We start from the raw sequence: 21,959 nt of genomic DNA on the forward strand, positions 1-21,959 counted from the left end.
CTCGCCATGGATCTGCTCGACAATCTCGCGCTCGGCTTCTCGACCGCCTCGACCATCTGGAACCTCGGCTTCTGCCTGATCGGGGTGCTGCTCGGCACCCTCATCGGCGTGCTGCCGGGCATCGGCGCCACGGCGACCATCGCCATGCTGCTGCCGCTCACCTTCCAGATCGGCGACCCTGTGTCCTCGCTGATCATGCTCGCCGGCATCTATTACGGCGCGCAGTATGGCGGCTCGACCACGGCGATCCTCATCAACATGCCGGGCGAATCCTCATCCGCCGTCACGGCGATCGACGGCTACCAGATGGCCCGCAAGGGCCGCGCCGGCGCGGCGCTCGCCATCGCGGCCATAGGCTCCTTCTTCGCCGGCACGGTCTCGACCTTCCTGGTCGCCATCTTCGCGCCGCCGCTGACGGCGATCGCGCTGGAATTCGGCGCGGCCGAATATTTCTCGCTGATGATCGTCGGCCTCGTCTCGGCCATCGCGCTCGCCCATGGCTCGGTCGTCAAGGCGCTGGCCATGGTCGTGCTCGGGCTGCTGCTCGGCCTCGTCGGCACCGACGTGATCTCCGGCTCGCCGCGCTTCACGCTGGGCATCCGCGAATATGCCGACGGGCTCAACTTCGTCGCAGTCGCCGTCGGGGTCTTCGGCGTCGCCGAGATCCTCCGCAACCTGGAGAACGAACGCACGCGCGAGGTGCTGATGGCGAAAGTCTCCGGCTTGCTTCCCACCCGCGAGGATTTTCGCGCCATGGCCGCGCCGATCGTGCGCGGAACGGCGATCGGATCGATCCTCGGCATCCTGCCGGGCGGCGGCGCCATCCTGGCCGCCTTCGCCTCCTACACTGTGGAGAAGCGTGTCTCGAAAAACCCCGAGGAGTTCGGCAAGGGCGCCGTCGCCGGCGTCGCCGGTCCGGAATCGGCCAACAATGCCGGGGCGCAGACCTCCTTCATCCCGATGCTGACGCTGGGCATCCCGGCGAATCCGGTGATGGCGCTGATGATCGGCGCCATGATCATCCAGGGCATCGTGCCCGGTCCCAACGTGGCGAGCGAGCAGCCGGCGCTGTTCTGGGGCATCATCGCCTCGATGTGGATCGGCAATCTGATGCTGATCGTGCTCAACCTGCCGCTGATCGGCCTGTGGGTGAAGCTGCTGACGGTGCCCTACTACGTGCTGTTCCCGATCATCATGGCGTTCTGCTCGATCGGCGTCTATTCGGTGAACTCCAACGTCTTCGACCTCTATGCCGTGGCCCTGTTCGGCCTGCTCGGCTACATCCTGACAAAACTGCGCTGCGAGCCGGCGCCCCTGCTGCTCGGCTTCGTGCTGGGGCCGCTGCTGGAGGAAAACCTGCGCCGCGCCATGATCCTGTCGCGCGGCGACCCGACGACCTTCATCACGCGGCCGCTGAGCGCCGCGCTGCTCGCCATCGCCGTCGCCGTGCTGGTGGTCGTGCTGCTTCCGTCGGTGCGCAAGAAGCGCGACGAAGTGTTCGTCGAGGAGGAGGCGTGACAATGGTGCGGGCGGCGGGGATCGAACCCGCACGGGCAAGCCCGAGGGATTTTAAGTCCCTTGCGTCTACCGGTTCCGCCACGCCCGCACATAGATATTTCAAACGCTTAGGACACGAGATAATCGGGTCTGGTGCCGATTTGGCACCGGATTGGCACCGAAGGGGTTCCTTTACCGTTCCGCGCCCGTTCTCATTGCGTCTTCGATCGCTGAGGCCGCGCCGTCGTCAGTCTGCTTGAACAGGTGGGCATAGATCGACAACGTAACCACAGGCGATGCATGCCCGAGCCGGCGGCTGATTGCAACCACATCTAGTTTGCTGGCGATCAACGCCGACGCGTGGGTGTGGCGCAGGTCGTGGAAGCGGACCTTGATCAGTTTCAGCCGCTCTACGGTGTCGCGCCAGGCACCAGAAACACGCGACGGAGCGATTGGTGCTCCATCCGGTTCGCAGAACACCAGCGTATCGGAGGAAGGCTTCCCCATGCCCAAGGCAAGGCGCTGCTCAAGCTGCTGCTTGCGATGCTGGGTCAACACCTCGATTACACTGCCGGGAAGCGAAATCGTCCGAACGCCGTTCTTCGTCTTCGGAACCTTGAATCGCAGTCCGTGGGCCTTTGTCTCCTCCAGAGTACGGCGAACGTTCAGCGTCCCTTTCTTGAGGTCGACGTCTCCCCACTGCAACGCCATGATCTCGCCCTGGCGCATACCAGTTCCTACGGCCACAGTGGCGATCGGCAGCAACCAATGGCCGGCCAAGGCTGTGAGAACCGGCGATATCTGGCCTTCCTTCAGGATCTGGATATCCGGATCCTTCGATTTGGGGAGCTTTCTTCCTGACGCGACATTGCGCGTAACCTCCTCATGCTCGAAAGCTTGTCCAAGTGCGAGATGCAACACGCGGTGAGCCTGCCTTACGGTTGCAGGAGACAGCGGGCGCTCGTGTTTGCCGCCCCTCTTTCGCAAGGTTGAATGCCATTCTGTAATCTGAGACGGCCGGAGCCGCTGAAGCAGGGTATTCCCAAGGTGCGGGACGATCTGCTTTTCGATCAATCGGGAGAACCGTTCCTTTGTCGTCGGCGCCAGATCAAGGTTGCCTTCAAGCCAACTTCGGACGTGCTCGGCGACTGTCTTTTTCGAAACGGGAACGTACCCTCCGGCATTGACTTGGTTAAGCCGCTTGCTCAGCTCAGCCTCGGCCTCCTTCTTCGTCCCTCGCACCGTCACGTATTGCGTCAGGCGTTTGCCGGTGACGGGATCGGTCCCGAGATCAAATTTCAGGCGCCATGACGATTTTCCGCGTCGCGTGATGTTGCCTCGCATCCCTGCCATCCATCTATTTGCTTTGGCTGCGTTCGCGGACGCGGCCTTTCAGTTGGAACTTTCCCCTAGAATGGAATTTCGTCTTTATCGAAGTTGATTGGCCACTCAGGAGGACCGAGCTTCGCCGCTCTCAACGCCTGCTGCATTGCCTTGCCAGCTGCATAATAGTCAGATGTCCTTTGATCCTCGTGCATCTGTACAAAGTAATCAATTTGAGGCCACAGCACGTCTATGTAGTGGTTGATGAACCGCATCTTCTCGGGAGTCTGGTAGAAAAACGGCCAGTGCTCACGTGCAAAAGCAAGGCGTCGATCCTCTTCATATGTCGGGAAGAATTCTGGCCGTTCTGCCATTCGTAGGGCCCGAACCCCATCACTGACGTCCCAGAACTGTTGCCAGCCATCCGGCTGATTGGGATATCTGGGATCCTGCACCACCTCTTGTGACGCGGCGGCTACGATCGCGCGTTCTACCACGGTCGTGATGGTCTGCCCCTTCAAGCGCGAGAGGTACTCCAAGACAAATCGAGTCTTGGGGTCAAGCCGAATGGTGAGCGTTTCGGTTTTGCTGCCTCGCACCGTCTCTTTTGCCATGCCAAAGACTCCTTAGTAATGCTCAAGCGGTACACCGGCGCGCGAACCATGGCAATCCGTCACTTCGGTAACGCGAAATTGTTGGTGAAAACGCCGGATCACCCAGGTGCGCTCCCCTTGACCTTCTCGTCCGATTACGTACTTATGTGGCAGTGCGATGTATGACATCCGTATCGAACAAAGCAAGGACATACCACATGACATTGGATGATGCCTTGGGACGACCGACCATTTCTGTGACCGACGCGGGCGCTCTGTTTTATGGACTAAGCCGTAACGGTGCGTATGAGGCTGCGCGCCGCGGCGACTTCGATACGATCCGGATCGGCGGCAGGATCGTCGTCCCCGTTGCACCGATAGCCAAGAAGCTTGGGCTGCAAATGAAGATCGGGGCAGCCGCGTGACGGCTAGCGTGCCAAACGCCAAAGCGACGTTGCCGATCGGCAAGACCACCACCATCAACATATCCGAGATCCGCACCGACGGCGGAACTCAGTCGCGATGGCAGTGCAATCACGATACCGTGCTGGAGTACGCAGAAGCCATTGCCGCGGGTGCGACGTTTCCTGCCGTCACCGTGTTTCACGACGGCAAGCACTATTGGCTGGCTGACGGCTTCCACCGCGTCGAGGCTCACCAGCAGGCCGGCAAGCGGAAGGTTGGCGCCCTAGTCCTCAGTGGAACCTGTCGCGATGCCATCTTGTACAGCGTCGGCGCGAACCACACGCATGGGCTCCGTCGTTCCAATTCGGACAAAGGCTGCGCAGTTCTGCGCCTGCTGAACGATGAAGAATGGTCGAAGTGGTCCGACCGTGAAATCGCCCGTCAATGCAACGTCGGGCACCCTTTCGTCGCAAAGATACGTGCCGAACACGCCCCTCACCATCTGGAAGAAATTCCAGATAGCCGGACCGTCAAACGTTGCGAAACCACCTATCAGATGAACACGAGGGCCATAGGCAAAAAGCCGGCCGCGCCCGCCGAAGTCCCCTCTCCTGCTTCCATCGCCCAGCCGCCCGTCGATGATGCCGGTTCTGGCCTCACCGAAGCCGATGCGATCCGAGCCGAGATCGTGGCCGAAAAGCCCCAGGCCATCCGCGATATGGAGGCGGCCAAAGCCGAGGCAATCGATCGGCGCAAAACTGCGCCGGCGGATATCGACAGGCTGACGGACCGGATCACTGAGCTGGAGGAACAGGTAAGCGCTCTGGAGACCGAGAACGCCGAGTTGAAGGCAGAGATCGCCAAGTACGGCGAGATGCGGGTCCAGTTCGAACAGGGCGGCTTCGAAAAGGTACTCGCCGACAAGGACGAGGAAATCCGTGTTCTGAAAACACGCGTCGCCCGCGAGAGCGAGGACAAGGATTCGTGGCGCCGCAGCGCCAATGCATGGAAGAAAAAAGCCGAGAGCCTCGGAACCGTATCCATCGACATCAACACCGGCGAGATCGTCGATGGCTGATGCCGCCGAGATCATATCCCGAATCCGGGACCGCGGCGCGAACGTCGCCATCGACGCCGGCAAGCTGACGATCGTCGACAGCCATAAGCTGCCCGCCGGCTCCATCGCCTTCATCAGGGCGAACGCCAGGGCCATCGCCGACTACCTCGATCGGGAAGCGGCATTCGAGGAAAGAGCGGCCATCCTCGAATACGACGGTGGATTGCCCCGACCGATGGCCGAAGACTTCGCGCGGCTTTTGCTCGCGTCGGCGCCCCGGGGAGTAACCCCGGCCGATTGGACATGGTTCTGCGGCAAGGCGGCTGAGATCGTCGAAAGGCGGGCCGCATGAAGCCGATCCAGCTGCGCGACTATCAGATCGAGTCCGTCGAGAAGCTGCGCGATGGCATTCGTCGTGGCCTTCGCAGGCAAATCCTGGTCGCCCCGACTGCTTTTGGCAAAACTGAATGTGCCGCATTCATCATCCAGCAAAGCCAGGTGAAGGGTGCGACAGCCTGGTTCATCGTTGACCGCATCACCCTGCTCGATCAGACCAGCGAGCGCTTCGCCGGATACGGGATCGATCACGGCATCATCCAGGCTGATCACTGGCTGACCGATCCCCGCAAGCCGGTGCAAATCTGCTCGGCGCAAACGGTTATCAACCGGCAGGGACTGCCGTTCCCTGACCTGATCGTCATAGACGAGGCGCATTGCGAGTTCCGCAAGATCGTCGAGATGGTAGAGGCTGCCGGCCGGTCGAAGGTGATCGGCCTGACCGCGACGCCATTCACCGCCGGCATGGCGCAGCATTGGGATGGCGTGGTCAACGGCGCGACCGTCAACCATCTCCTGAATAAGGGCTTCCTGACACCCCTGAAGATCAAGGCATGCGTCACGCCCGACATGAAGGGCGCCAGGAAGAAATTCACCGGCGAGTACGATGACGACGATGCCGGCCAGCGCGGTATCACCATCATCGGCGACGTCGTGCAGACCTGGATATCGCAGACCGCGAAATTCTTCGGCGGGCCGGTCAAGACGATCGTGTTTTCGCCCTCTGTCAAGCATGGCGAGGAGCTGTGCCGGCAGTTCGCAGACGCCGGCTTCAATTTCCAGCAGATCAGCTATCTCGACGCTTCCGACAAGGAAAGGCGCGACAAGATCGAGGAGCTCCGCAAGCCGGACAGCGCCATCCATGGGCTCGTGTCGTGCGCTGTCTTGACGAAGGGCTTCGACGTTCCGGACGTGCTCTGCGGCATATCCTGCCGGCCCTATGCCAAGTCGTTTTCCTCTCACATTCAGGAACTCGGCCGCGTCATGCGGATCGCGCCGGACAAGCAATTCGGCCTGTGGCTTGATCATACCGGCAACTGCATCTCCTTCGCCGAAGATACCGCCTGGCTGTTCGAGCACGGCGTCGACAGCCTGTCGGACGCCCAGAAAAAGGACAGCGAGACGCGCGAGCCGGTCGAGCGCATCAAGCAGAAATATTTCTGCGGCGACTGCGGCCTCCAGATGGAAGGCGCATCCGATGTCTGTGCCGGGTGCGGATGGCAGCGTCCCCGCCGGGGCGAGATCAAGACAGTCGAGGGCGAGTTGGTTGACGTCGAGGTCAGCATCCTGTCGGCCTACCAGCCGCGCGCCGGCCTTCGGGCCGATTGCATCAAGAATCCCCGCGCCGTTTGGAATGCCGCGCTCTGCTACTGCTGGGAGCACAGCAGGAAGGACCCGGAGACGATCCGCAAGTGGGCCTACGCAATATGGCGGGCCATCTATCCGAACAGCAAATTGCCGCACGGCCTGTGGGATATCGCCCCCAGCTATAAGATTGTCGCACCTGACGAAATCAGCCTGATCGAACGGGAAGTCCGCCGGAACCGCCAGACGATGCGGAGGAGAGCGGCATGACGATCGACGAGGCGATCCGCGAGGCCTGTTCATCCGTCGGCGTCTACCCGCCAAAGGGCGGGTACAAGGTCGGCAAGTGGCAGAAGACCGACACTCTATCAGGCAAGAACGGTAAGGGCGACGGCCGCGTGATCGTCAACGATGCCTTCGTCACCGCCTGGAACTGGCAGACGGGCGAGAAGGCCAGCGTCGGGATCAAAGGGGAATTGTCCCTCGGTCAGAGGCGGCAGATTGCCAAGGATATCGAGAACGAGCGCCGGGCGAGGATCCAGCGCGCCGAGAAGGCGGCGTCTATCGCGAAGCGTCTTGTCGCGGCTGCCAAGCTGTCGCCGCATCCGTACCTGTTCAGAAAAGGCCTTGAACTTGAAAAGGCGCTGGTTTGCGGCGCAGACATCGTTGCCGAGCTTGCCGGTCCATCCAATAGCTACCTCATTCCCCAGGGTGCACAGTGCGCGATTGTGGTCCCGGCCCGCATTGGGGACCGGGTGTCCAGCGCCCAGCTGATATGGGAAGACGGAACGAAGAAGTTCCTTTACGGCGGCGAGATGGAGCGGGCCTGCCATCGGCTCGCCAGCGGTTCCTTCACGTGGTTCTGCGACGGCTTCGCTACCGGTCTGTCGCTGCGGATTGCCTTGCACTCGTTGAACAGGCGGGACTGCATTCTATGCGGCTTCTCGGCATATAACGCCGCGGCGATGGCGAGGGCCGCGAACGGCCGACGTGCCATCGCCACCGACAACGATAAGCCTCTGCCTCAATTCGACGGCTTGGGAACCGGTGAGCACTACGCCAGGCTGTCCGGTGTCCCCTACCTGATGCCGCCTAAGCTCGGCGACGATCTCAACGACCTGCATTGCCGGGACGGCATCTTCGTCGTTCAGCGCCTCGTGTCGAAATTTCTTCGGGAGGCGGCCATGTAGACGATCCGGGACCGTAAGGTGCCAAGGTCCATGCAGTGATGGCGTTATCGCCTGAAGCTGCATCCGGGAGCGGTCTGGTAAAGCCGTTCGTTGCGCCGGCAACAGCGACAACATATTCTGCACCAAGCCCACGGTCGCCGTGGCGGAGACAATCCGGGATACGAGACCGGCTCCGATAGCAGAGGCACCCTTACCCACACAGGACGCACCCTGAAAATGAGGTGCAGCCGCGTCATCTGTCGATCAGGTGGCTTTGATGCGGTGCCGCCAGAATGAAGCGCCGGCAGGACTGACAGGCTGACCCCAGTCCGCTCCCGCTAAGGGAAACCCGGCACCTGATTGTTGAAAGCGATACCCGGCTCCGACTGCCAAGGTCCGCTAGACACGCTTCGTCCCCCCCTGCTGGGCGAAGTGTGTCTGCTCCTCCCTCACCAACTGCCAAAATGGGCAAACGACGAGGGAAAAACATGTTCAAGAGACATGGAAGGTGTCCCGCGACACCCGTCTCGTGGCTGAAGGCAATCAAAAATCGAGGACTGAAGACTTGAAGACGGTCAACGATGTTCATGGATCGGCGCGCGCAGCAGGTCGACGCGGGCTTCGCGACTGGATTTTCGCAGGGGGCCAGGCATGACGATCGCCGAACGCCGTGCTCGCGAAGAGTACGACCGCAAAAATCCTTGGCTACCGATAGGCGAGGCTCAGGAAGACGGCTCGATCTGCGAGCTGCGCGTCAGCCATCACGGTGCTGCTGCCGATATGGGGGCGGCCCGGTTCTTTCTGCACGAAGGCAAGTGGTATCGCATCGAGCCTCCCAAGGTCGTGCATCGCTTTGAACCGTTGGTCGAATACCGGTCGACCGGTTTCACCATCGCCAAGCATCGCATGCGATCGGTGATCGCCCGCGCCGAGTACGGCACGCATGAGTATCGCGGCGGCCGTCGCTACCAAAAACCCCGGCAATACAAGCTCTACTGGAGGGCTGACGATTGAAGATCAATGTTCCCGGCTGCCTCGCCATCGCGATCCACGACCGACGCTGGTTCGCATTGCGGCTCCGCCCCACCTATGACCTACGGCAGAAGGCTGGTGCCTCTGATATCGCGTTCAACTCCCTTCGCGAAATGGGGTACGACAGCTATCTGCCCCGCCGCCGGGTCGACCGCTTCAACCGGCGGCTGCGTGTTATGGCCGAGTGGTCCGAACCGCTTCTTGCCGGATACATGTTCATCGTGCATCCCCGGCCTGGTTGCGCAGTCGACAACTGGGATGAGGTACGATCGCTGAAGGAAGTGGTTGGCCCGCTGGGTGGCGCCGACGGCCCGCTGCGCATCCCCCAGGCTGTCATCGAGACGTTGATGGCAGCCGAGTTCAGCAGCGCCTATGACGACACAGCGGCCGGGAAACGTTTCCGCGGCGAATCCGATCGGGACAGATTGGGGGCGCGGTTCCGAGCTGGCGAGCAGTTCATCGTCACCGATGGTCCGTTCACCTCGTTCCTCGCCGTCGTCGACGAACTGACGCATGATGGCCGGGTCCGCGCGCTGGTCGACATATTCAACCGGCAAACGCCAGTCGAGTTCGAGCCCGGACAGCTGGAGAAGGCGCCGCAGCGCAGCGGAACAAAAGCAGCATGATGATCATGTGCGCACAGCGAGTGCGCGGGGTTGTTGATCCTGCGCAAATCAGCTATACGTGCTTGCGGATGACCTTGCTCGTCTGATTGGAGGCCTTCGGGCGCTGCCAGCGGAGCGGACCCGGCCCCAGCAAGCGCTTGGGTGCAATGGGTTCGCATGCCCGCTTAGAAGTTTCATGCACGGTGGAGCAGTCCGGTAGCTCGCCAGCCTCATAAGCTGGAGGTCGTCAGTTCAAATCTGACCTGTGCAACCATCTTCCCGGCTCACCCGCAGGCCGTCTGCCCTCCAGATGAGCGAAAACCTTGCACCAGAAGCGGTAGTCGGCGTCGCGTCCATCGAAATGCGCAGCTAGCGCGCAATGTGCAGCAGCTGTCGCCGCATCCGGCCCATACACCTCGATTGCCGCCTGGGCAGCTGCAGATGGATCGGCGAGATCCCAGAGAGATAGTTCGCAGTTTAGACGGATGTTCGACACTCCCATTCAGGAGGGCCCGTTCGGGCGCGTGCAAACTCGTCTATCTTGCCACTATCCCGGCAGCACAGACAACCGCCAGCAGCACTCCGACAATCATCACAACCGCGACAAACGGGGACGATCCGTTTGCAAGGTAGACAGTGGTCGATGTTATCCCCAGCCCAGCGACTAGTGAAACGATGAGAGCTGGAACAAGTGCCATCCGTTGCATGGCGTGCTCTCTGCCTTGGCAGGGTATGTTGGTCCAGACCGAATTGTCGGTGCAATTAATGCATCCTTAACAGACGCTACTCCCTGGTCGGGTGCCGGTCACCGCCCTCTAGGACGTGTCACGGGATGGAGTCGAAGGCGTTGTCGCCAGGCGTAATCTCGGGCAGCTTCTTCGCTCTCGAAGACCTCCTGGGCTACCTTCCCTTGCTCAATCACTTTCACGGTCCATCGTCCTCCGATCTCCTCGACCAAAACGCCGTCCGGCTCGGACTCATCCATCTTGCCCCTCGCATTGCCCGGCTGATCAAAACATCCACCGAGGCGCACTGCAATCACGGGATGCAGCACGAACTTGGAGGGCTTGGGATCAGTGCAAAGACTAGCAGCACCAATGCCCAGCAAGCCCCCTGTGCACCGCCTAGTTGGGGGGCGCTGGGTCTGTTCGAGAAGTCGGCGCCCGACAACGAGCTAACCTCCCTCACGATCCCAAAGGCCGGAAGTCGCCGCATAGGCGAAGGAAGCGGACCACGTGATCAAAACAAGTCCGTTGAGGCCTTCGAGAGCCGCAACGATCCTGATCGGGCCGATGGCGAAAATCTCGCCGAAACCCAATGTCGTGTAGCATGCGACGGAGAAGTAGAAGAAATCTCCCGCCGAGCCGGTGGTCTCGCCGGACAATGACCCGAGTTCTGGATGCTGTGCCATCCATGCATACGCCAGCGCATAGAGGCCGATACTGACTAGGTGCGCGAATACGGCGGCAACAATCAGGTATAGCACCTCGACACGCATAGGCAGCGAGAACCGTCGGCGCATCGCGCCAACTATGCTCAACACTTCGAAGTTCAGAAGGACGGTGACCAAGGCGAGCAGCGCAGAAACAGTGATTGCGGTGGCCAAAAGCGAAACATCCCGATGCCGAGTGCAGACGTCAGTTCTATAGCAGCAGAGCATCGGGTTGGATATCGCCGGAGGCTTGCCAGTCAATCGTTCGATCGCCCGTCCTCGTCGTCGATCTCGCGCACAGCATCGTGCCAGCGTTTTTCGAGAGTACCGTCCTGGCGGCCTTCGCGTTCCCACAAATCGTAGGCACGTTGCCTGATGCGTTGGTGACGAGTTTCGCTCGACGTGTCGACACCTTCAGCCTGGCTCTCGCGCGTTGACGCATCCGTCAGATCGGACTTGTCGGTTTCGCTTCGTTCCTCAGAGCTTCGCTCGGTCAGACCCATACCTAGCGGCGGCTTCTTGTTCTCGGCAGCCTCTTGAGAGAATTCATCGTTCGGGTCGGGATGCGACTTGGGCTTCGGAACCCGGCCGCCGGTTTCATAGGCTGTTAAACGAGGCATGACAGTTGTCTCCGATTGAGCAAATCTAACCGGCTGGGAACCCCCTAGTTCCCGGGCGCTGTGAGCATCGAGCCACACAGCTCCCAGGCAGTCCGCTCAACCCTTTCGAGGAGGCACTGGATCGAGGAGCGTCGGCTCCGACGGTCTTCCCGGCTCGCCTTCCGTCGTCCGCTCTTCCGGAAGGTGTCCTTCCGGGGTCAGGTCGTTGACAACCTCGGGAAGGTTGATGGCCAGTCTTTCCAGTATCTCTTCCCTGGACAATCCGGTCTGACGGCTCAACGAGTCTAGAGTTTCGGGATCAATCGCTGCTTCGACATTCGACTTGTCGAGGGGTTCGTTCGGTCCAGAGCCCACCCAAGAATCTACGGCAGAGCCTTTCCCGGCTCCTCTGAAGCGTTCTAGCAATTCTCCCAAACCGCCGCTCCGCAACTGGTCGAGAAGCCCACCCTGGTTTGGCGAGTTCGGGTCTGAGTTCGAGGATGATCCACCCCCGGTGACTAGTTCGCCAAGCTTGTCGCGGTTCTTATATGCGAGCACGCCCAGAGCAATGAGCGCGAGACGTCCGAGGCCGTTCATTTTGTTCTCCCATCGGGTTGCCTTGGTACCAAGCTGGAGAACGAGCATTTGTTCCAGCTGAAGAACGATGCCAAGTAAGTCACCCACTCATCGTCCGATCGGCTCGGGCAACCGCCAACACCAGCGCCGAGTGTTTGATAGGCAGCGCGACCAGCAGCCCTGGCGCCGCTGGTACAAGACAGCAAGATGGCAGGCGATCCGAGCAGACCAACTCATGCGCGAGCCACTCTGTGCCAACTGCCTGAAGGAAGGACGGATCACGCCGGCAACGGTAGCCGACCATCCGATCCCCCACCGAGGCGACTACGATCTGTTCTGGAACCAGCCGCTGCAATCGTTATGCGACCAGTCGCCGTGGCGGTGCCACTCAAGCCAGAAGCAGCGAGAGGAAGCAGCCTACCTGCGACCATGAGGCTTCCGCGTTCCGGCGGCCTATGGAAGGTCCACGTACCAGATCGTGCAGATGCCAGTTCGGTTATAGAGCGTGCTGAAGAACGACGACGAAACCTTCCGCGCGCCCACACGCTTGGCCCGTAACGCTCTCTCTCCGATGTAGACAGTGTCTCCGACGGACAGCATCCAGCCAACCTCTGGCCTGTTAGGAACCCACTTGATCTTGACCGAAGGAATTGGTCGCCCGACAAACCAGCTATCGAGCCGGCATTTGACGGTCGCGGGCCTCATGCCCCGGGCCTTCATGACCTCGCCTTCACGAGCGGCTGCATCGAGAAGCAACCACCGCCCGTCGTGATCGTCTCTTGCAGATAGGCAGCCTGCCAACAGCCCCGAGATGAGCAGCAACACAACTGTGGCGCGTCGATGATGCCTGATCACGACCCCACTCCCCCCAAACCCTTTGGCACATCGAACGGTTGCTGCATCTACAATCCAGGGGGGTGGGTCAAAAGTCCAGAGCCTCTCCCGGCTAGACCGGCGCCCCGCCAGATTTTCGCGCCGTCAAAATGAAAGAGATTTTCCATGGCCGGCAGGAAGCGCAAGCCCGACCATCTCAAGGTGGTCGCCGGCACGGACCGGCCCGACCGAACGAACCCGGATGCGCCGGTGCCGTTGTCGGAGTTGCCGGCTGCACCCGAATGGCTGTCGGCGCGGGCAGCGGAAATTTTCGATCAGCTCGTCGGCATCGTCGGCTCTATGGGTGTGGGCTCTGCGTCGGACACGGCGATGCTTGCGATGGCGGCGTCGAGGCTCGAGGAAGTGGAAATCTGTACGGCCATCATCGAGGACGGCGGGCGCACGTTCGTCAGCTCGGCCGAGTATGACGAGCAAGGCCGGGTCATCAGCCAGCAGATCAAGGGACATCCGGCGGTGGCGCAGCGCAGCGAGGCGATGAGGCACGCGCAGTCGCTGCTGGTCGAATTCGGCCTGTCGCCGGCGGCTCGCTCGAAAGTGTCGGCGAACAAGAGCACCAATGAAAACCCGTTCGCGGCGCTCGGCTGATCATCCGCATGTCGATGCTGGCAACCAGTATGCAAGGGATGTAGCCGCCGGGAAGGTCCCGGCCTGCAAATGGGTGGTTCTCGCCTGTAAGCGCCATCTCGACGACCTGGAGGCCTCGGCCAGCCACAACTTCCCCTATCGGTTCGATCCGAAGGCGGCGGAGAAGTGGTGCCAGTTCGTCGAACTGCTGCCGCACATCAAGGGCGAGTGGGCGAGGAAAGGCGAGAAGCTGCGGCTGGAGCCGTGGCAGTGCTTCAAGACGATCTGCATCTTTGGCTGGCTGCGCAAGCAGGACGGGCTCCGGCGCTTCCGCAAGGCGCTGATCCTGGAGCCGCGCAAGAACGCGAAGTCGACATGGGCGGCCGGCGTCGGCCTCGGCATGATGACGATCGACGGCGACCACGGCGCAGAGGTCTATTCCGGCGCGACGACCGAAAAGCAGGCATGGGAGGTGTTCAAGCCGGCCCGGCTGATGGCGATAAAGACGCCGGCCCTGCTCGACCACTTCGGCATTACGGTCGGAGCGAAGAGCGTGCACCGGCTGGGCGACGGATCGAAGTTCGAGCCTCTGATCGGCGATCCCGGCGATGGTGCCTCTCCGTCCTGCGCAATCGTGGACGAGTATCACGAGCATGCGACTGACCGGATGGTCGACACGATGGAAACGGGCATGGGTGCGCGCGAACAGCCGCTGCTGCTCATCATCACCACGGCCGGCGATAACCTGGCAGGTCCCTGCTACGCAGCGGTTCAGGAAGCGCAGAAGGTTCTTGAAGGGATAATCGAGAACGACGAGCTGTTCGCCCTGATGTTTGGCGTCGACAAGGACGACGACTGGACTTCGGAGCTGGCGCTGCGCAAGGCCAATCCGAACTACGATGTCAGCGTAAAGGGTGAGTTCCTGCGCGCCCGCCAGCGCGACGCGATCCAGAACCCGCGCAAGGCGGGGGTGTTCAAGACCAAGCACCTCAACATGTGGGTCCAGGCTCGGAACGCCTACTTCGACATCCAGAAGTGGAACGAGAGCGCCCGGCCCGAACTGCGGCTGGAGGACTTCAGGGGGCGCCGCTGCATTCTCGGTCTGGACCTCGCTTCCACGATCGACATCGCGGCTATGGAGCTGACCTTCGAGCATGAGGGCGGGTATGTGCGGTTCGGCAAATACTATCTGCCCGAGGCAACGATCGAGCTGCCGGAAAACCAGCATTATCGCGGCTGGCGTGATGCGCCCGAGGCTTGGATCACCCAGACCGACGGCGACATGATCGACTATGTGACGATCCGCGACGACATCCTCGGGCTTCGTGACCAGGGTTTTCTCATCGACGAGATCGCCTTCGACCCGCACCAGGCGCACATGATGATGTCGGAGCTGCGTGACGAGGGCTTCATCACGGTGGAGGTTCGGCCGCTGGTACTGAACTTCTCGCCGGCCATGAAGCAGATGGACGGGCTGATCCGGTCGAGGAAGATCGCCCACAACGGCGATCCGGTGTTCACCTGGATGCTGTCGAACATCGTAGCCAAGGCAGACGCCAAGGACAACGTCTATCCGCGCAAGGACCGGGGCGAGAACAAGATCGATGGTCCCGTCGCGCACATGATGGCGCTCGCGCGCTGGATGCAAGGCGGCGACGACCTGTCGATCTACGAGCAGCGCGGCATCCTGGAGATCGAGGTTTGAGCGAGCAGCAGAACCCGCGCCGATTGCTGGAAGCGGTCGATGTCCTCGGCCTCGGCGGCATTGTGCTCATAACGAGCGGCACGGCCATGATTTATGTGCCGGCCGTCATGATCGTCTGCGGCACGCTCCTGCTCTGCGGTGCGATTCTGTTGGGACGACGCTCATGAGCCTGTTCGCCAGCCTGTTCGGCTCGACGTACCAGAATGCCGGATCGCTCACCTCGCCCTCCGGCTGGCTCATGCAGATCATCGGCGGCGGCAAGACGAACTCCGGCGTTGCGGTCAGCGAGCACACCGCGCTCCGGCTCACACCGGTCTATGCCTGCGTCAACCGGATTTCGAACCCGCTGGCATGGTTCCCGCTGCGCATATACCGGACACGCCCGGCTGGCGGTAAGGAAGCCGTGCTGCCCGGCAACGGTCCCGGCCAGCATCCTTTTGCCTCACGCATCGGCGTCCGGCCAAACGACTTGATGTCGTCGCGCACCGTTCGCAAGACGACGCAGGGTCATGCGCTGCTCTGGGGTAACGGTTACGGCGAGATCGAGCGCAACGGCCGTGGCCAGGCGGTTGGCCTCTATCCGCTGCTGCCCGACAGGACCGGCCCGGTGCGCCGTGACGGGGAGCACTGGTACGAAACGACGATCGACGGCAGGCGCCATCGGCTCGACCCCGACAACGTGATCCACATCATGGATCAGAGCCAGGATGGCTATGTCGGCATGTCGCAGATCGCCCTGCACCGCGAGGCAGTCGCGCTGGGAATCGCAACGGAGACGTTCGGCGGCAAGTTCTTCGCCAACGATGCCAAATCCGGCGGCTTCCTGCTGCATCCCGGCCGGCTCGGCCCGCAGGCGCACCAGAACCTCACCAGGCCCGGCGGTGAGAAGGAACGTTCCTCCGAAAGCCCGGCGTCGCGCCTGGAAAGCCAGGGCGGGCTGGAAAACGCGCACCGGGTCAAGGTGCTCGAAGAGGGCATGAAGTTCGTCCAGACGACGATTCCGCCCGAGGATGCGCAGTTTCTCGGCACCCGCGAATTTCAGATCGCGGAAATCGCCCGCATATTCGACGTGCCGCTGATCCTGCTGCAAAGCCACGAGAAAACCACCTCGTGGGGCTCCGGCATCGAACAACTGATGATCGGCTTCATCCGCCAAACGGTCGGCCCATGGGTGGACGCCTGGGAGCAGGAGTTGAACTGGAAGCTCTTCACCGAAGAGGAAAAGGAACAGGGTTTTTACGTCAAGTTCAACGTGAACGCCTTGCTGCGCGGCGACATGAAGACCCGCGCCGAATTCTACAACAAGATTTTCGCGGTCGGCGGCTTCTCTCCGAACCGCATCCTGCAACTGGAAGACGAGGACCCGATCGGCCCGGAAGGCGACGAGCACTTCGTGCCGGCCAACATGGTCACGCTGAAGCGAGCGACCGATCCGAACTATCAGCCGAACGGCTCGCCTGGGGCGGCCAACCGCGCGCCCGACCCTGAAGAGGAAGAGGCAGACGAACGGGCAGAAAGGGACGCCGAATGAGGTATGCGCACATCCTGTTGGCGGTCGCGGCCGAAATCTGGGCGCTCGATCCGCAGAAGCTCGACCAGGTGGTGGCGTTCCTGGCCTTGCAGGCGGCCGGCGAGAAGCTTCCAGACGACATGGTGGCGCGGATCACGAGGCAGACCGAACAGGCCGTGGCGCGGCAAGAAGGAACCGTCGCGGTGCTGCCGCTGCGCGGCGTCATCGCCAACCGCATGAACATGATGTCGGACATTTCGGGCGGCACCAGCTCGGAAGGATTTGGCCGGCTGTTCGACGCCGCGGTGGTCGACGACGCCGTAAAGGCGATCATCCTCGACGTCGACAGCCCTGGCGGAGCCGTGAGCGGGACCGACGAGCTGTCGGGTAGGATTTTTGCCGCGCGCGGCCGCAAACCCATCGTCGCTCATGTCAACGCCACGGCGGCGAGCGCCGCTTACTGGATCGCCACGGCGGCTGATGAGATGGTGCTGGCGCCGTCGGCGGAAGTCGGATCGATCGGCGTTTACGGCGTGCATGATGATCTCAGCGGAGCGCTGGAGAAGATGGGCGTCAAAAAGACGATCATTTCCGCCGGCGAGTTCAAGGCCGAGGGAAACCCGTTCGGTCCACTGAGCGAAGAGGCCATCGCGCATCGCCAGGCCCGGGTGAATGCCTATAACGACCAGTTCATCAAGACGGTGGCGCGCAACCGCGGCGTGTCGCAAAGCGCCGTACGCGAGGGTTTCGGCAAAGGTCGCATGGTGATGGCGCAGGCGGCGATCGATGCCGGCATGGCCGATTCCATCGCAACGCTTGACGAAACGATCGGTCGCTTCGTCGGTGCGCCGCCGAAGCGCAAGCTCGCCTCCGCCAGAGAGAAGCGGGCGCTGGCCCTCTAACCCATTCCGAATTCACGGCTCGAAAATCGCGCTCCTGGTGCCGGCCGGGGCGATGCGAAGTCCTATCCGGCATTCAGCAACACAGGAGAAACCCATGCTGAAGCAGCTCCGAGAGAAGCGCGCAAAGCTCGTCGCCGAGATGCGCGGAATCATCGAAAAGGCCGAGGCCGAGGATCGCGATCTCTCGGCGGAGGAGCAGACTGCATTCGACGCGGCGAAGGCTTCCAAGGAAGACCTCGACAAGCGGATCGAACGCCTGGAGGCGGTCGAGGGCGATGAAGCCGCGCTGAACGCCATCGTTCCGGCGGTGTCGCGCCAGGCGAATATCCAGCGGCAGGGCGGGCCGGAAGCGGCGCGCGAGTTCGAGACCCTCGGCGAGTTCATGCACGCCGTGCGCTTCCGCCCGAGCGACCAGCGCCTCGAATTCGTGGAGCACAATCCCGCCGCGATCGACCCGGCCACTGGCGATGTCCGCGCCGAATTCCGCATGGACAACGACACGTCCGGTGGCTTCATGGTGCCGACGCAGTTCCGCTCGACAATCCTGCGGGTCCAGCCGCAGGATGCCTTGGTGCGCCCGCGCGCCCAGGTTATCCCGGCAGGCTCTCCTCCCGATGCGTCGATCACCATGCCGGCACTCGACCAGAGCGGTGCCAATCCCGCCAACATGTTCGGTGGCATGACCTTCTCGTGGATCGAGGAGGGCGGCGACAAGCCCGAAACCGACGCCGATCTGAGGGGCGTCACTCTCACCCCGCACGAGATCGCAGGTTTCGTGACGGTTACGGACAAGCTGCTGCGCAATTGGGCGGCGTCCAGCACTTTCATCGAGGGGCTGATGCGCGAGGGCGTCAACGCGGCGGAAGACTATGCCTTCCTTCGCGGCAATGGCGTCACCCAACCGCTCGGCGCGCTGAATGCCGGCGCGACCAAATACATCAACCGCGCCGTTGCCAACCAGGTCAGCTATGTCGACCTGGTGAAGATGGTCGCCGTCCTGCTGATGCGCGGCGGTACGCCGGTGTGGTCGATGTCGCAGTCGGTGCTGCCGCAGATCGCCCAGATGGTCGACCCGGAGGGGCACTACATCTGGCAGGCCAACGCGCGCGAAGGCTTCGCGGGCAACCTGCTCGGCTATCCCGTGCGCTGGAACAACCGGGCGCCGGCGCTTGGTACCAAGGGCGACGTGCTTCTGGCCGACTGGAAGTACTACCTGATCAAGGACGGCTCCGGCCCGTTCGTCGCCGCCTCCGAGCACGTCAAGTTCACCTCGAACAAGACCGTGATCAAGATCTTCTGGAACGTCGACGGCGCGCCCTGGATGCACGCGCCGATCAAGGAAGAGAACGGCTACGAGGTTTCGCCCTTCGTCGGCCTCGACATCCCGGCCTGATCGGCCGCGCATGCGGGCCGGTTTCGGACCGGCCCGATCCCCCTTCGTCGCAACCTCTGTCATGAAAGGAGATCGCCATGCGCGACCTCGCAAATCATCTCACCTTCCGCCGCGCGATCAGCCCGCAGGCGGCGCGCACCGACAACACCGCCATCGTGTCGCAGATCATCGACCTGTCCGGTTTCGACAAGATGTGCTTCGCCATCAACATCGGCGCCAACACCGATGCCAACGCCACATTCGCGGTGCTGGTCGAGCATGGCGACGCAGCCAACCTGTCGGACGCCGCCGCGGTACCCGACAGCCAGCTCACCGGCACAGAGGCGGCCGCAGGCTTCACGGCGGCCGACGACGACAATGAAACCCGCAAGATCGGCTATGTCGGGCCGAAGAACTACGTGCGCCTGACGATTACGCCGAGCGGTAACGACGCCGGCAACATATTCGTCACCGCGCTCGCCGTCTTGTCCGGCTCCCGCTACTGGCCAGCCGGCGCTTGACGGGGGCTTCTGACCCAGCCGGCGCGAATGCCGGCCTTCCCCACTGGAGATCATGATCATGAACAAGGCTCTGACCGTGCTTTCCGCGTGCGTCGATGTGCGCAGCGGGAAGCGCTTCACACGCGGCGATGAGTTCAGCCCGGCACCCAATCTGGAGCAGGCCAAACGGCTGATCGCCGCCGGCTGCCTGCCGGAGGAAGCGCTGAAAGCGGTTGCCGGGCCGAAATCCGATGCGGAAGCGGCACTGGAAGAGCGCGCCCGGACAGAGGCCGCCGAAGAGGCCAAGCGCCAACGCGAAGCCGCCGCCGCAAAGGCGAAACGGACCGGCGATCTAAAGCAGGATGGCCCCACCGTGGCGGAATATGTCGCGGCCGGCTATCCGGCCTCGCAGTATCCGCCGAAAGGCTACGCGTCGCGAAGCACGCCGGAGGAAATCGCCGCCGCCGTCAATGCGGAAAAGCAGGCGGCCGATCTCGACAATCTCACGATCAAGGACCTGCAGGACCTGGCGAAGGTCGAGGAGATCGAACTGGGCGATGCGTCCAAAAAGGATGACATCGTCGCCGCGATCCGCGCCGCGCGGGCTGCGAGGTAGGCCAATGCACGTCGCCGTCATCACGCCGCCGGAGCCGGTGATCACCTTGGCGGAAGCCAAGATGCATCTGCGCGTCGACCATACCGACGACGATGCTCTGATCGCCCGGCTGGTGGCGGCGGCGACGCAGCATGTCAGCCCGCCGACCGGCTGGCTCGGCCGTTCGCTCGGCGTGCAGACGCTGGAACTGAGCATGGTTTCCTTCCATGAGCAGTGCCGGGGCAATCTGATCGCGCTGCCGTTCCGGCCGATCGTCGAGGTGACGTCGGTTAAATATCTCGACCAGGACGGCGCAGAAACGACGCTCGCCACCGACAAGTGGCGGATCGTCGACGACTATATGGTGGCGCCGGTCTATAACGGTTCATGGCCGGTGGCGCGCCGCGACCATGGGTCGGTCAGGATCCGGTACGTGGCGGGATATCCCGACACCGATGGCGAACCGCCGGTGCGCACCGTGCCGGAGAAGGCCATTGTGGCGATCCTGCTTTATGTCGGCGCCTGGTACGAAAATCGCGAGGAGATGGTTGCCGGCGTTGCCGTGAACGCGCTGCCGCCCGTCGCCAGTGCCGAGGCGCTGTTGTCCACCCTGCGCATCTGGAGCCTGTGATGTGGGTGCGGTTCACGGCCGACCACGACTTCTCGCCGGCGGCGCGCAAGGGGCTGTTCACGCTCGCCTACAAGGTGGGCACGGTCGCCAATGTGACGCGCGAGTGCGCCGAGCAGGCGCTGCGGCTCGGCCGGGCGGTTCGAACGGCGGCGCCGCGGAAGGGGGAGCGCGATGGCGCCCGGCGCGGGTAGGCTCGACCAGCGCGTCACCTTCGAGGCGCCGGTGGCGCCGGCCAGCGACGGCGGCGGCGGCGTGGTCGACGGCTTTGCGCCGCAGTTCACCGTGTGGGCCGGGTTCTTCCGGCCGCGCGGCGACGAGGCGGTTACGGCCGCCAGGCTGGAGGGCCGGCACGTCGTCGACGTGACGGTGCGGTCCTCCTCGCAATCGCGGCAGATCACCACCGACTGGCGGATGGTCGACGCGCGCCGGCCGGCCGACGTCTTCAACATCCGCTTCGTCGACACCGCGTCGGACCCGGCATGGGTGCGGCTCACCGCCGAAAAGGGCGTCGCCACATGAAGATCGCCGGCAAGCAGAAGTTTCTGGCGCAGATCGACGCGCTGCCGCAGGCGCTGCGCACGGAAATCCGCAAGGCGCTGGAGCAGTCCGCCGAGGAGACCACCGACCTGATGCGCCGCTTCGCGCCGGTGGAAAGCGGGGCTCTGCGGGCGTCGATCGGCTACAGCTTCGGCGAGGCGCCCAAGGGCGCGCTGAGTAGCGCCGCGCGGACCGTAAAGGCGGAGGCAGGGCTTGCCGTCACGCTGTTCGCCGGCGGCGGCAAGGCGTTCTACGCGCGCTTCCAGGAGTTCGGCACCCAGGAGATGAGCGCCAACCCGTACTTCTTCCCTGCCTACAGGCTTGCCCGCAAACGAGTACGGGCGCGGATGGCAAGGGCGATGCGCAACGGCGCGAAGAAGGCGCTCGGCAAGTGATCGGCGACGCGCTGCAGCGGGCGATCTACGACGCCCTGACGGCCGCGCCGGCGCTGTGCGAGGGCAGGGTCTACGACAACCCGCCGGAGAAGAAGCGGCTCGTGTTCCCCTACATCACCATCGGCGATGAGCAGGTGGGCGACGACGGCACGAGCTGCGGCGACGGCTGGGAGGCCTTCTCCGACATCCATGTGTGGTCGCGGCCGCCGGCGAAGTCGAAGCTGGAAGCAAAAGCCATCGCGGCAGCGGTCGTCGAGCGGCTGGTGACGAACGGCCTCGCCGTCGCCGGCTTCACAGTCGCGGTGGCGCAGCTCGATGTGCTGCGCAGCATGCGCGATCCCGACGGAATCACCGAGCACGCCGTGGTCAGCGTGCGCCATCTCCTCACCCCGGCTTGACCAGCCTCTCATTCCCAGGAGAACATC

General features: G+C 62.8%; 26 protein-coding genes and 2 tRNA genes. 22 read left to right on the forward strand and 6 right to left on the reverse strand.

Annotated elements, in window-relative coordinates:
- The first annotated feature begins 6 nt into the window (after window positions 1-6).
- Window positions 7-1,518 (forward strand): tripartite tricarboxylate transporter permease, encoded by a 1,512-nt coding sequence (locus C7I84_RS05920; protein ID WP_106771228.1) that lies wholly within the window; start codon window positions 7-9, stop codon window positions 1,516-1,518.
- Window positions 1,519-1,521: 3 nt separating this feature from the next.
- Here C7I84_RS05920 and C7I84_RS05925 read toward each other — a convergent pair.
- The 3 genes from C7I84_RS05925 to C7I84_RS05935 all read right to left on the reverse strand — a co-directional run bounded on the left by C7I84_RS05925 (window position 1,522) and on the right by C7I84_RS05935 (window position 3,434).
- Window positions 1,522-1,606, reverse strand: a tRNA-Leu gene (locus tag C7I84_RS05925).
- An 83-nt stretch (window positions 1,607-1,689) separates the two neighbouring features.
- A complete protein-coding gene (locus tag C7I84_RS05930) occupies window positions 1,690-2,841 on the reverse strand; it encodes a tyrosine-type recombinase/integrase (RefSeq protein WP_165815992.1) in 1,152 nt (383 codons plus the stop codon).
- Between the two features lie 65 nt (window positions 2,842-2,906).
- Window positions 2,907-3,434: a hypothetical protein gene (locus C7I84_RS05935; RefSeq protein WP_106771230.1), complete on the reverse strand. Its 528-nt coding sequence runs from the start codon at window positions 3,432-3,434 to the stop codon at window positions 2,907-2,909.
- A 197-nt stretch (window positions 3,435-3,631) separates the two neighbouring features.
- Between C7I84_RS05935 and C7I84_RS05940 the strand changes: the two genes are divergently transcribed.
- The 8 genes from C7I84_RS05940 to C7I84_RS05975 all read left to right on the forward strand — a co-directional run bounded on the left by C7I84_RS05940 (window position 3,632) and on the right by C7I84_RS05975 (window position 9,596).
- Window positions 3,632-3,838, forward strand: coding sequence for a MerR family transcriptional regulator (locus tag C7I84_RS05940; RefSeq protein WP_165815993.1), 207 nt, complete (start codon window positions 3,632-3,634; stop codon window positions 3,836-3,838).
- An 8-nt stretch (window positions 3,839-3,846) separates the two neighbouring features.
- A complete protein-coding gene (locus C7I84_RS05945; protein ID WP_106771232.1) occupies window positions 3,847-4,896 on the forward strand; it encodes a ParB N-terminal domain-containing protein in 1,050 nt (349 codons plus the stop codon).
- Complete coding sequence (locus tag C7I84_RS05950) at window positions 4,889-5,227, forward strand: hypothetical protein (RefSeq protein WP_106771233.1); 339 nt, start codon at window positions 4,889-4,891, stop codon at window positions 5,225-5,227. Before C7I84_RS05945 ends, C7I84_RS05950 begins: the two co-directional genes overlap by 8 nt.
- On the forward strand, window positions 5,224-6,786 hold the full coding sequence (locus C7I84_RS05955; RefSeq protein WP_106771234.1) for a DEAD/DEAH box helicase: 1,563 nt from the start codon (window positions 5,224-5,226) through the stop codon (window positions 6,784-6,786). Before C7I84_RS05950 ends, C7I84_RS05955 begins: the two co-directional genes overlap by 4 nt.
- Window positions 6,783-7,706, forward strand: coding sequence for a primase/helicase family protein (locus C7I84_RS05960; protein ID WP_106771235.1), 924 nt, complete (start codon window positions 6,783-6,785; stop codon window positions 7,704-7,706). The genes C7I84_RS05955 and C7I84_RS05960 overlap by 4 nt, the downstream gene beginning before the upstream one ends.
- A gap of 630 nt (window positions 7,707-8,336) precedes the next feature.
- Window positions 8,337-8,699: a hypothetical protein gene (locus C7I84_RS05965; RefSeq protein ID WP_106771236.1), complete on the forward strand. Its 363-nt coding sequence runs from the start codon at window positions 8,337-8,339 to the stop codon at window positions 8,697-8,699.
- On the forward strand, window positions 8,696-9,343 hold the full coding sequence (gene nusG, locus C7I84_RS05970; RefSeq protein WP_106771237.1) for a transcription termination/antitermination protein NusG: 648 nt from the start codon (window positions 8,696-8,698) through the stop codon (window positions 9,341-9,343). Before C7I84_RS05965 ends, nusG begins: the two co-directional genes overlap by 4 nt.
- A 176-nt stretch (window positions 9,344-9,519) precedes the next feature.
- Window positions 9,520-9,596 (forward strand) — tRNA-Met (locus tag C7I84_RS05975).
- Between the two features lie 900 nt (window positions 9,597-10,496).
- Here the strand turns inward: C7I84_RS05975 and C7I84_RS05985 are convergent.
- The 3 genes from C7I84_RS05985 to C7I84_RS05995 form a co-directional block, all read right to left on the reverse strand.
- Window positions 10,497-10,928, reverse strand: a complete 432-nt coding sequence (locus tag C7I84_RS05985) for an ion channel (protein WP_245428322.1) — start codon at window positions 10,926-10,928, stop codon at window positions 10,497-10,499.
- A gap of 83 nt (window positions 10,929-11,011) precedes the next feature.
- A complete protein-coding gene (locus tag C7I84_RS05990; protein WP_245428323.1) occupies window positions 11,012-11,374 on the reverse strand; it encodes a DUF2934 domain-containing protein in 363 nt (120 codons plus the stop codon).
- Between the two features lie 96 nt (window positions 11,375-11,470).
- Window positions 11,471-11,950: a YidB family protein gene (locus tag C7I84_RS05995; protein ID WP_106771240.1), complete on the reverse strand. Its 480-nt coding sequence runs from the start codon at window positions 11,948-11,950 to the stop codon at window positions 11,471-11,473.
- A gap of 978 nt (window positions 11,951-12,928) precedes the next feature.
- Here C7I84_RS05995 and C7I84_RS06005 point away from each other — a divergent pair.
- From C7I84_RS06005 to C7I84_RS06060, 13 genes are all read left to right on the forward strand, one after another.
- Entirely contained in the window at window positions 12,929-13,408 is a 480-nt protein-coding gene (locus tag C7I84_RS06005; RefSeq protein ID WP_106771242.1) for a P27 family phage terminase small subunit, read from the forward strand.
- Entirely contained in the window at window positions 13,380-15,092 is a 1,713-nt protein-coding gene (locus tag C7I84_RS06010; RefSeq protein ID WP_106771243.1) for a terminase large subunit, read from the forward strand. The genes C7I84_RS06005 and C7I84_RS06010 overlap by 29 nt, the downstream gene beginning before the upstream one ends.
- The gene (locus tag C7I84_RS29935) at window positions 15,089-15,259 is read left to right on the forward strand and encodes a hypothetical protein (RefSeq protein ID WP_165815994.1); all 171 of its coding nucleotides are present in this window, start codon (window positions 15,089-15,091) and stop codon (window positions 15,257-15,259) included. Before C7I84_RS06010 ends, C7I84_RS29935 begins: the two co-directional genes overlap by 4 nt.
- 71 nt (window positions 15,260-15,330) lie before the next feature.
- On the forward strand, window positions 15,331-16,623 hold the full coding sequence (locus tag C7I84_RS06015) for a phage portal protein (protein WP_245428324.1): 1,293 nt from the start codon (window positions 15,331-15,333) through the stop codon (window positions 16,621-16,623).
- Complete coding sequence (locus C7I84_RS06020; protein WP_106771245.1) at window positions 16,620-17,504, forward strand: S49 family peptidase; 885 nt, start codon at window positions 16,620-16,622, stop codon at window positions 17,502-17,504. Before C7I84_RS06015 ends, C7I84_RS06020 begins: the two co-directional genes overlap by 4 nt.
- A gap of 94 nt (window positions 17,505-17,598) precedes the next feature.
- Window positions 17,599-18,897: a phage major capsid protein gene (locus C7I84_RS06025; protein WP_106771246.1), complete on the forward strand. Its 1,299-nt coding sequence runs from the start codon at window positions 17,599-17,601 to the stop codon at window positions 18,895-18,897.
- Between the two features lie 77 nt (window positions 18,898-18,974).
- Window positions 18,975-19,397: a hypothetical protein gene (locus C7I84_RS06030; protein WP_106771247.1), complete on the forward strand. Its 423-nt coding sequence runs from the start codon at window positions 18,975-18,977 to the stop codon at window positions 19,395-19,397.
- A gap of 52 nt (window positions 19,398-19,449) precedes the next feature.
- On the forward strand, window positions 19,450-19,992 hold the full coding sequence (locus tag C7I84_RS06035; protein WP_106771248.1) for a hypothetical protein: 543 nt from the start codon (window positions 19,450-19,452) through the stop codon (window positions 19,990-19,992).
- 4 nt (window positions 19,993-19,996) lie between these two features.
- Window positions 19,997-20,602 carry a head-tail connector protein gene (locus C7I84_RS06040; RefSeq protein ID WP_165815995.1) on the forward strand — a complete coding sequence of 202 codons (606 nt, stop codon included), beginning with the start codon at window positions 19,997-19,999 and terminating at the stop codon, window positions 20,600-20,602.
- On the forward strand, window positions 20,602-20,793 hold the full coding sequence (locus tag C7I84_RS06045; RefSeq protein WP_106771250.1) for a hypothetical protein: 192 nt from the start codon (window positions 20,602-20,604) through the stop codon (window positions 20,791-20,793). Before C7I84_RS06040 ends, C7I84_RS06045 begins: the two co-directional genes overlap by 1 nt.
- A complete protein-coding gene (locus C7I84_RS06050; protein ID WP_106771251.1) occupies window positions 20,774-21,121 on the forward strand; it encodes a phage head completion protein in 348 nt (115 codons plus the stop codon). Before C7I84_RS06045 ends, C7I84_RS06050 begins: the two co-directional genes overlap by 20 nt.
- Complete coding sequence (locus C7I84_RS06055) at window positions 21,118-21,534, forward strand: HK97-gp10 family putative phage morphogenesis protein (RefSeq protein WP_165815996.1); 417 nt, start codon at window positions 21,118-21,120, stop codon at window positions 21,532-21,534. Before C7I84_RS06050 ends, C7I84_RS06055 begins: the two co-directional genes overlap by 4 nt.
- Complete coding sequence (locus C7I84_RS06060) at window positions 21,531-21,932, forward strand: DUF3168 domain-containing protein (protein WP_106771253.1); 402 nt, start codon at window positions 21,531-21,533, stop codon at window positions 21,930-21,932. The genes C7I84_RS06055 and C7I84_RS06060 overlap by 4 nt, the downstream gene beginning before the upstream one ends.
- Window positions 21,933-21,959: the final 27 nt, after the last annotated feature.

Source organism: Kumtagia ephedrae (genome assembly GCF_003012745.1).
Classification (GTDB): domain Bacteria; phylum Pseudomonadota; class Alphaproteobacteria; order Rhizobiales; family Rhizobiaceae; genus Kumtagia; species Kumtagia ephedrae.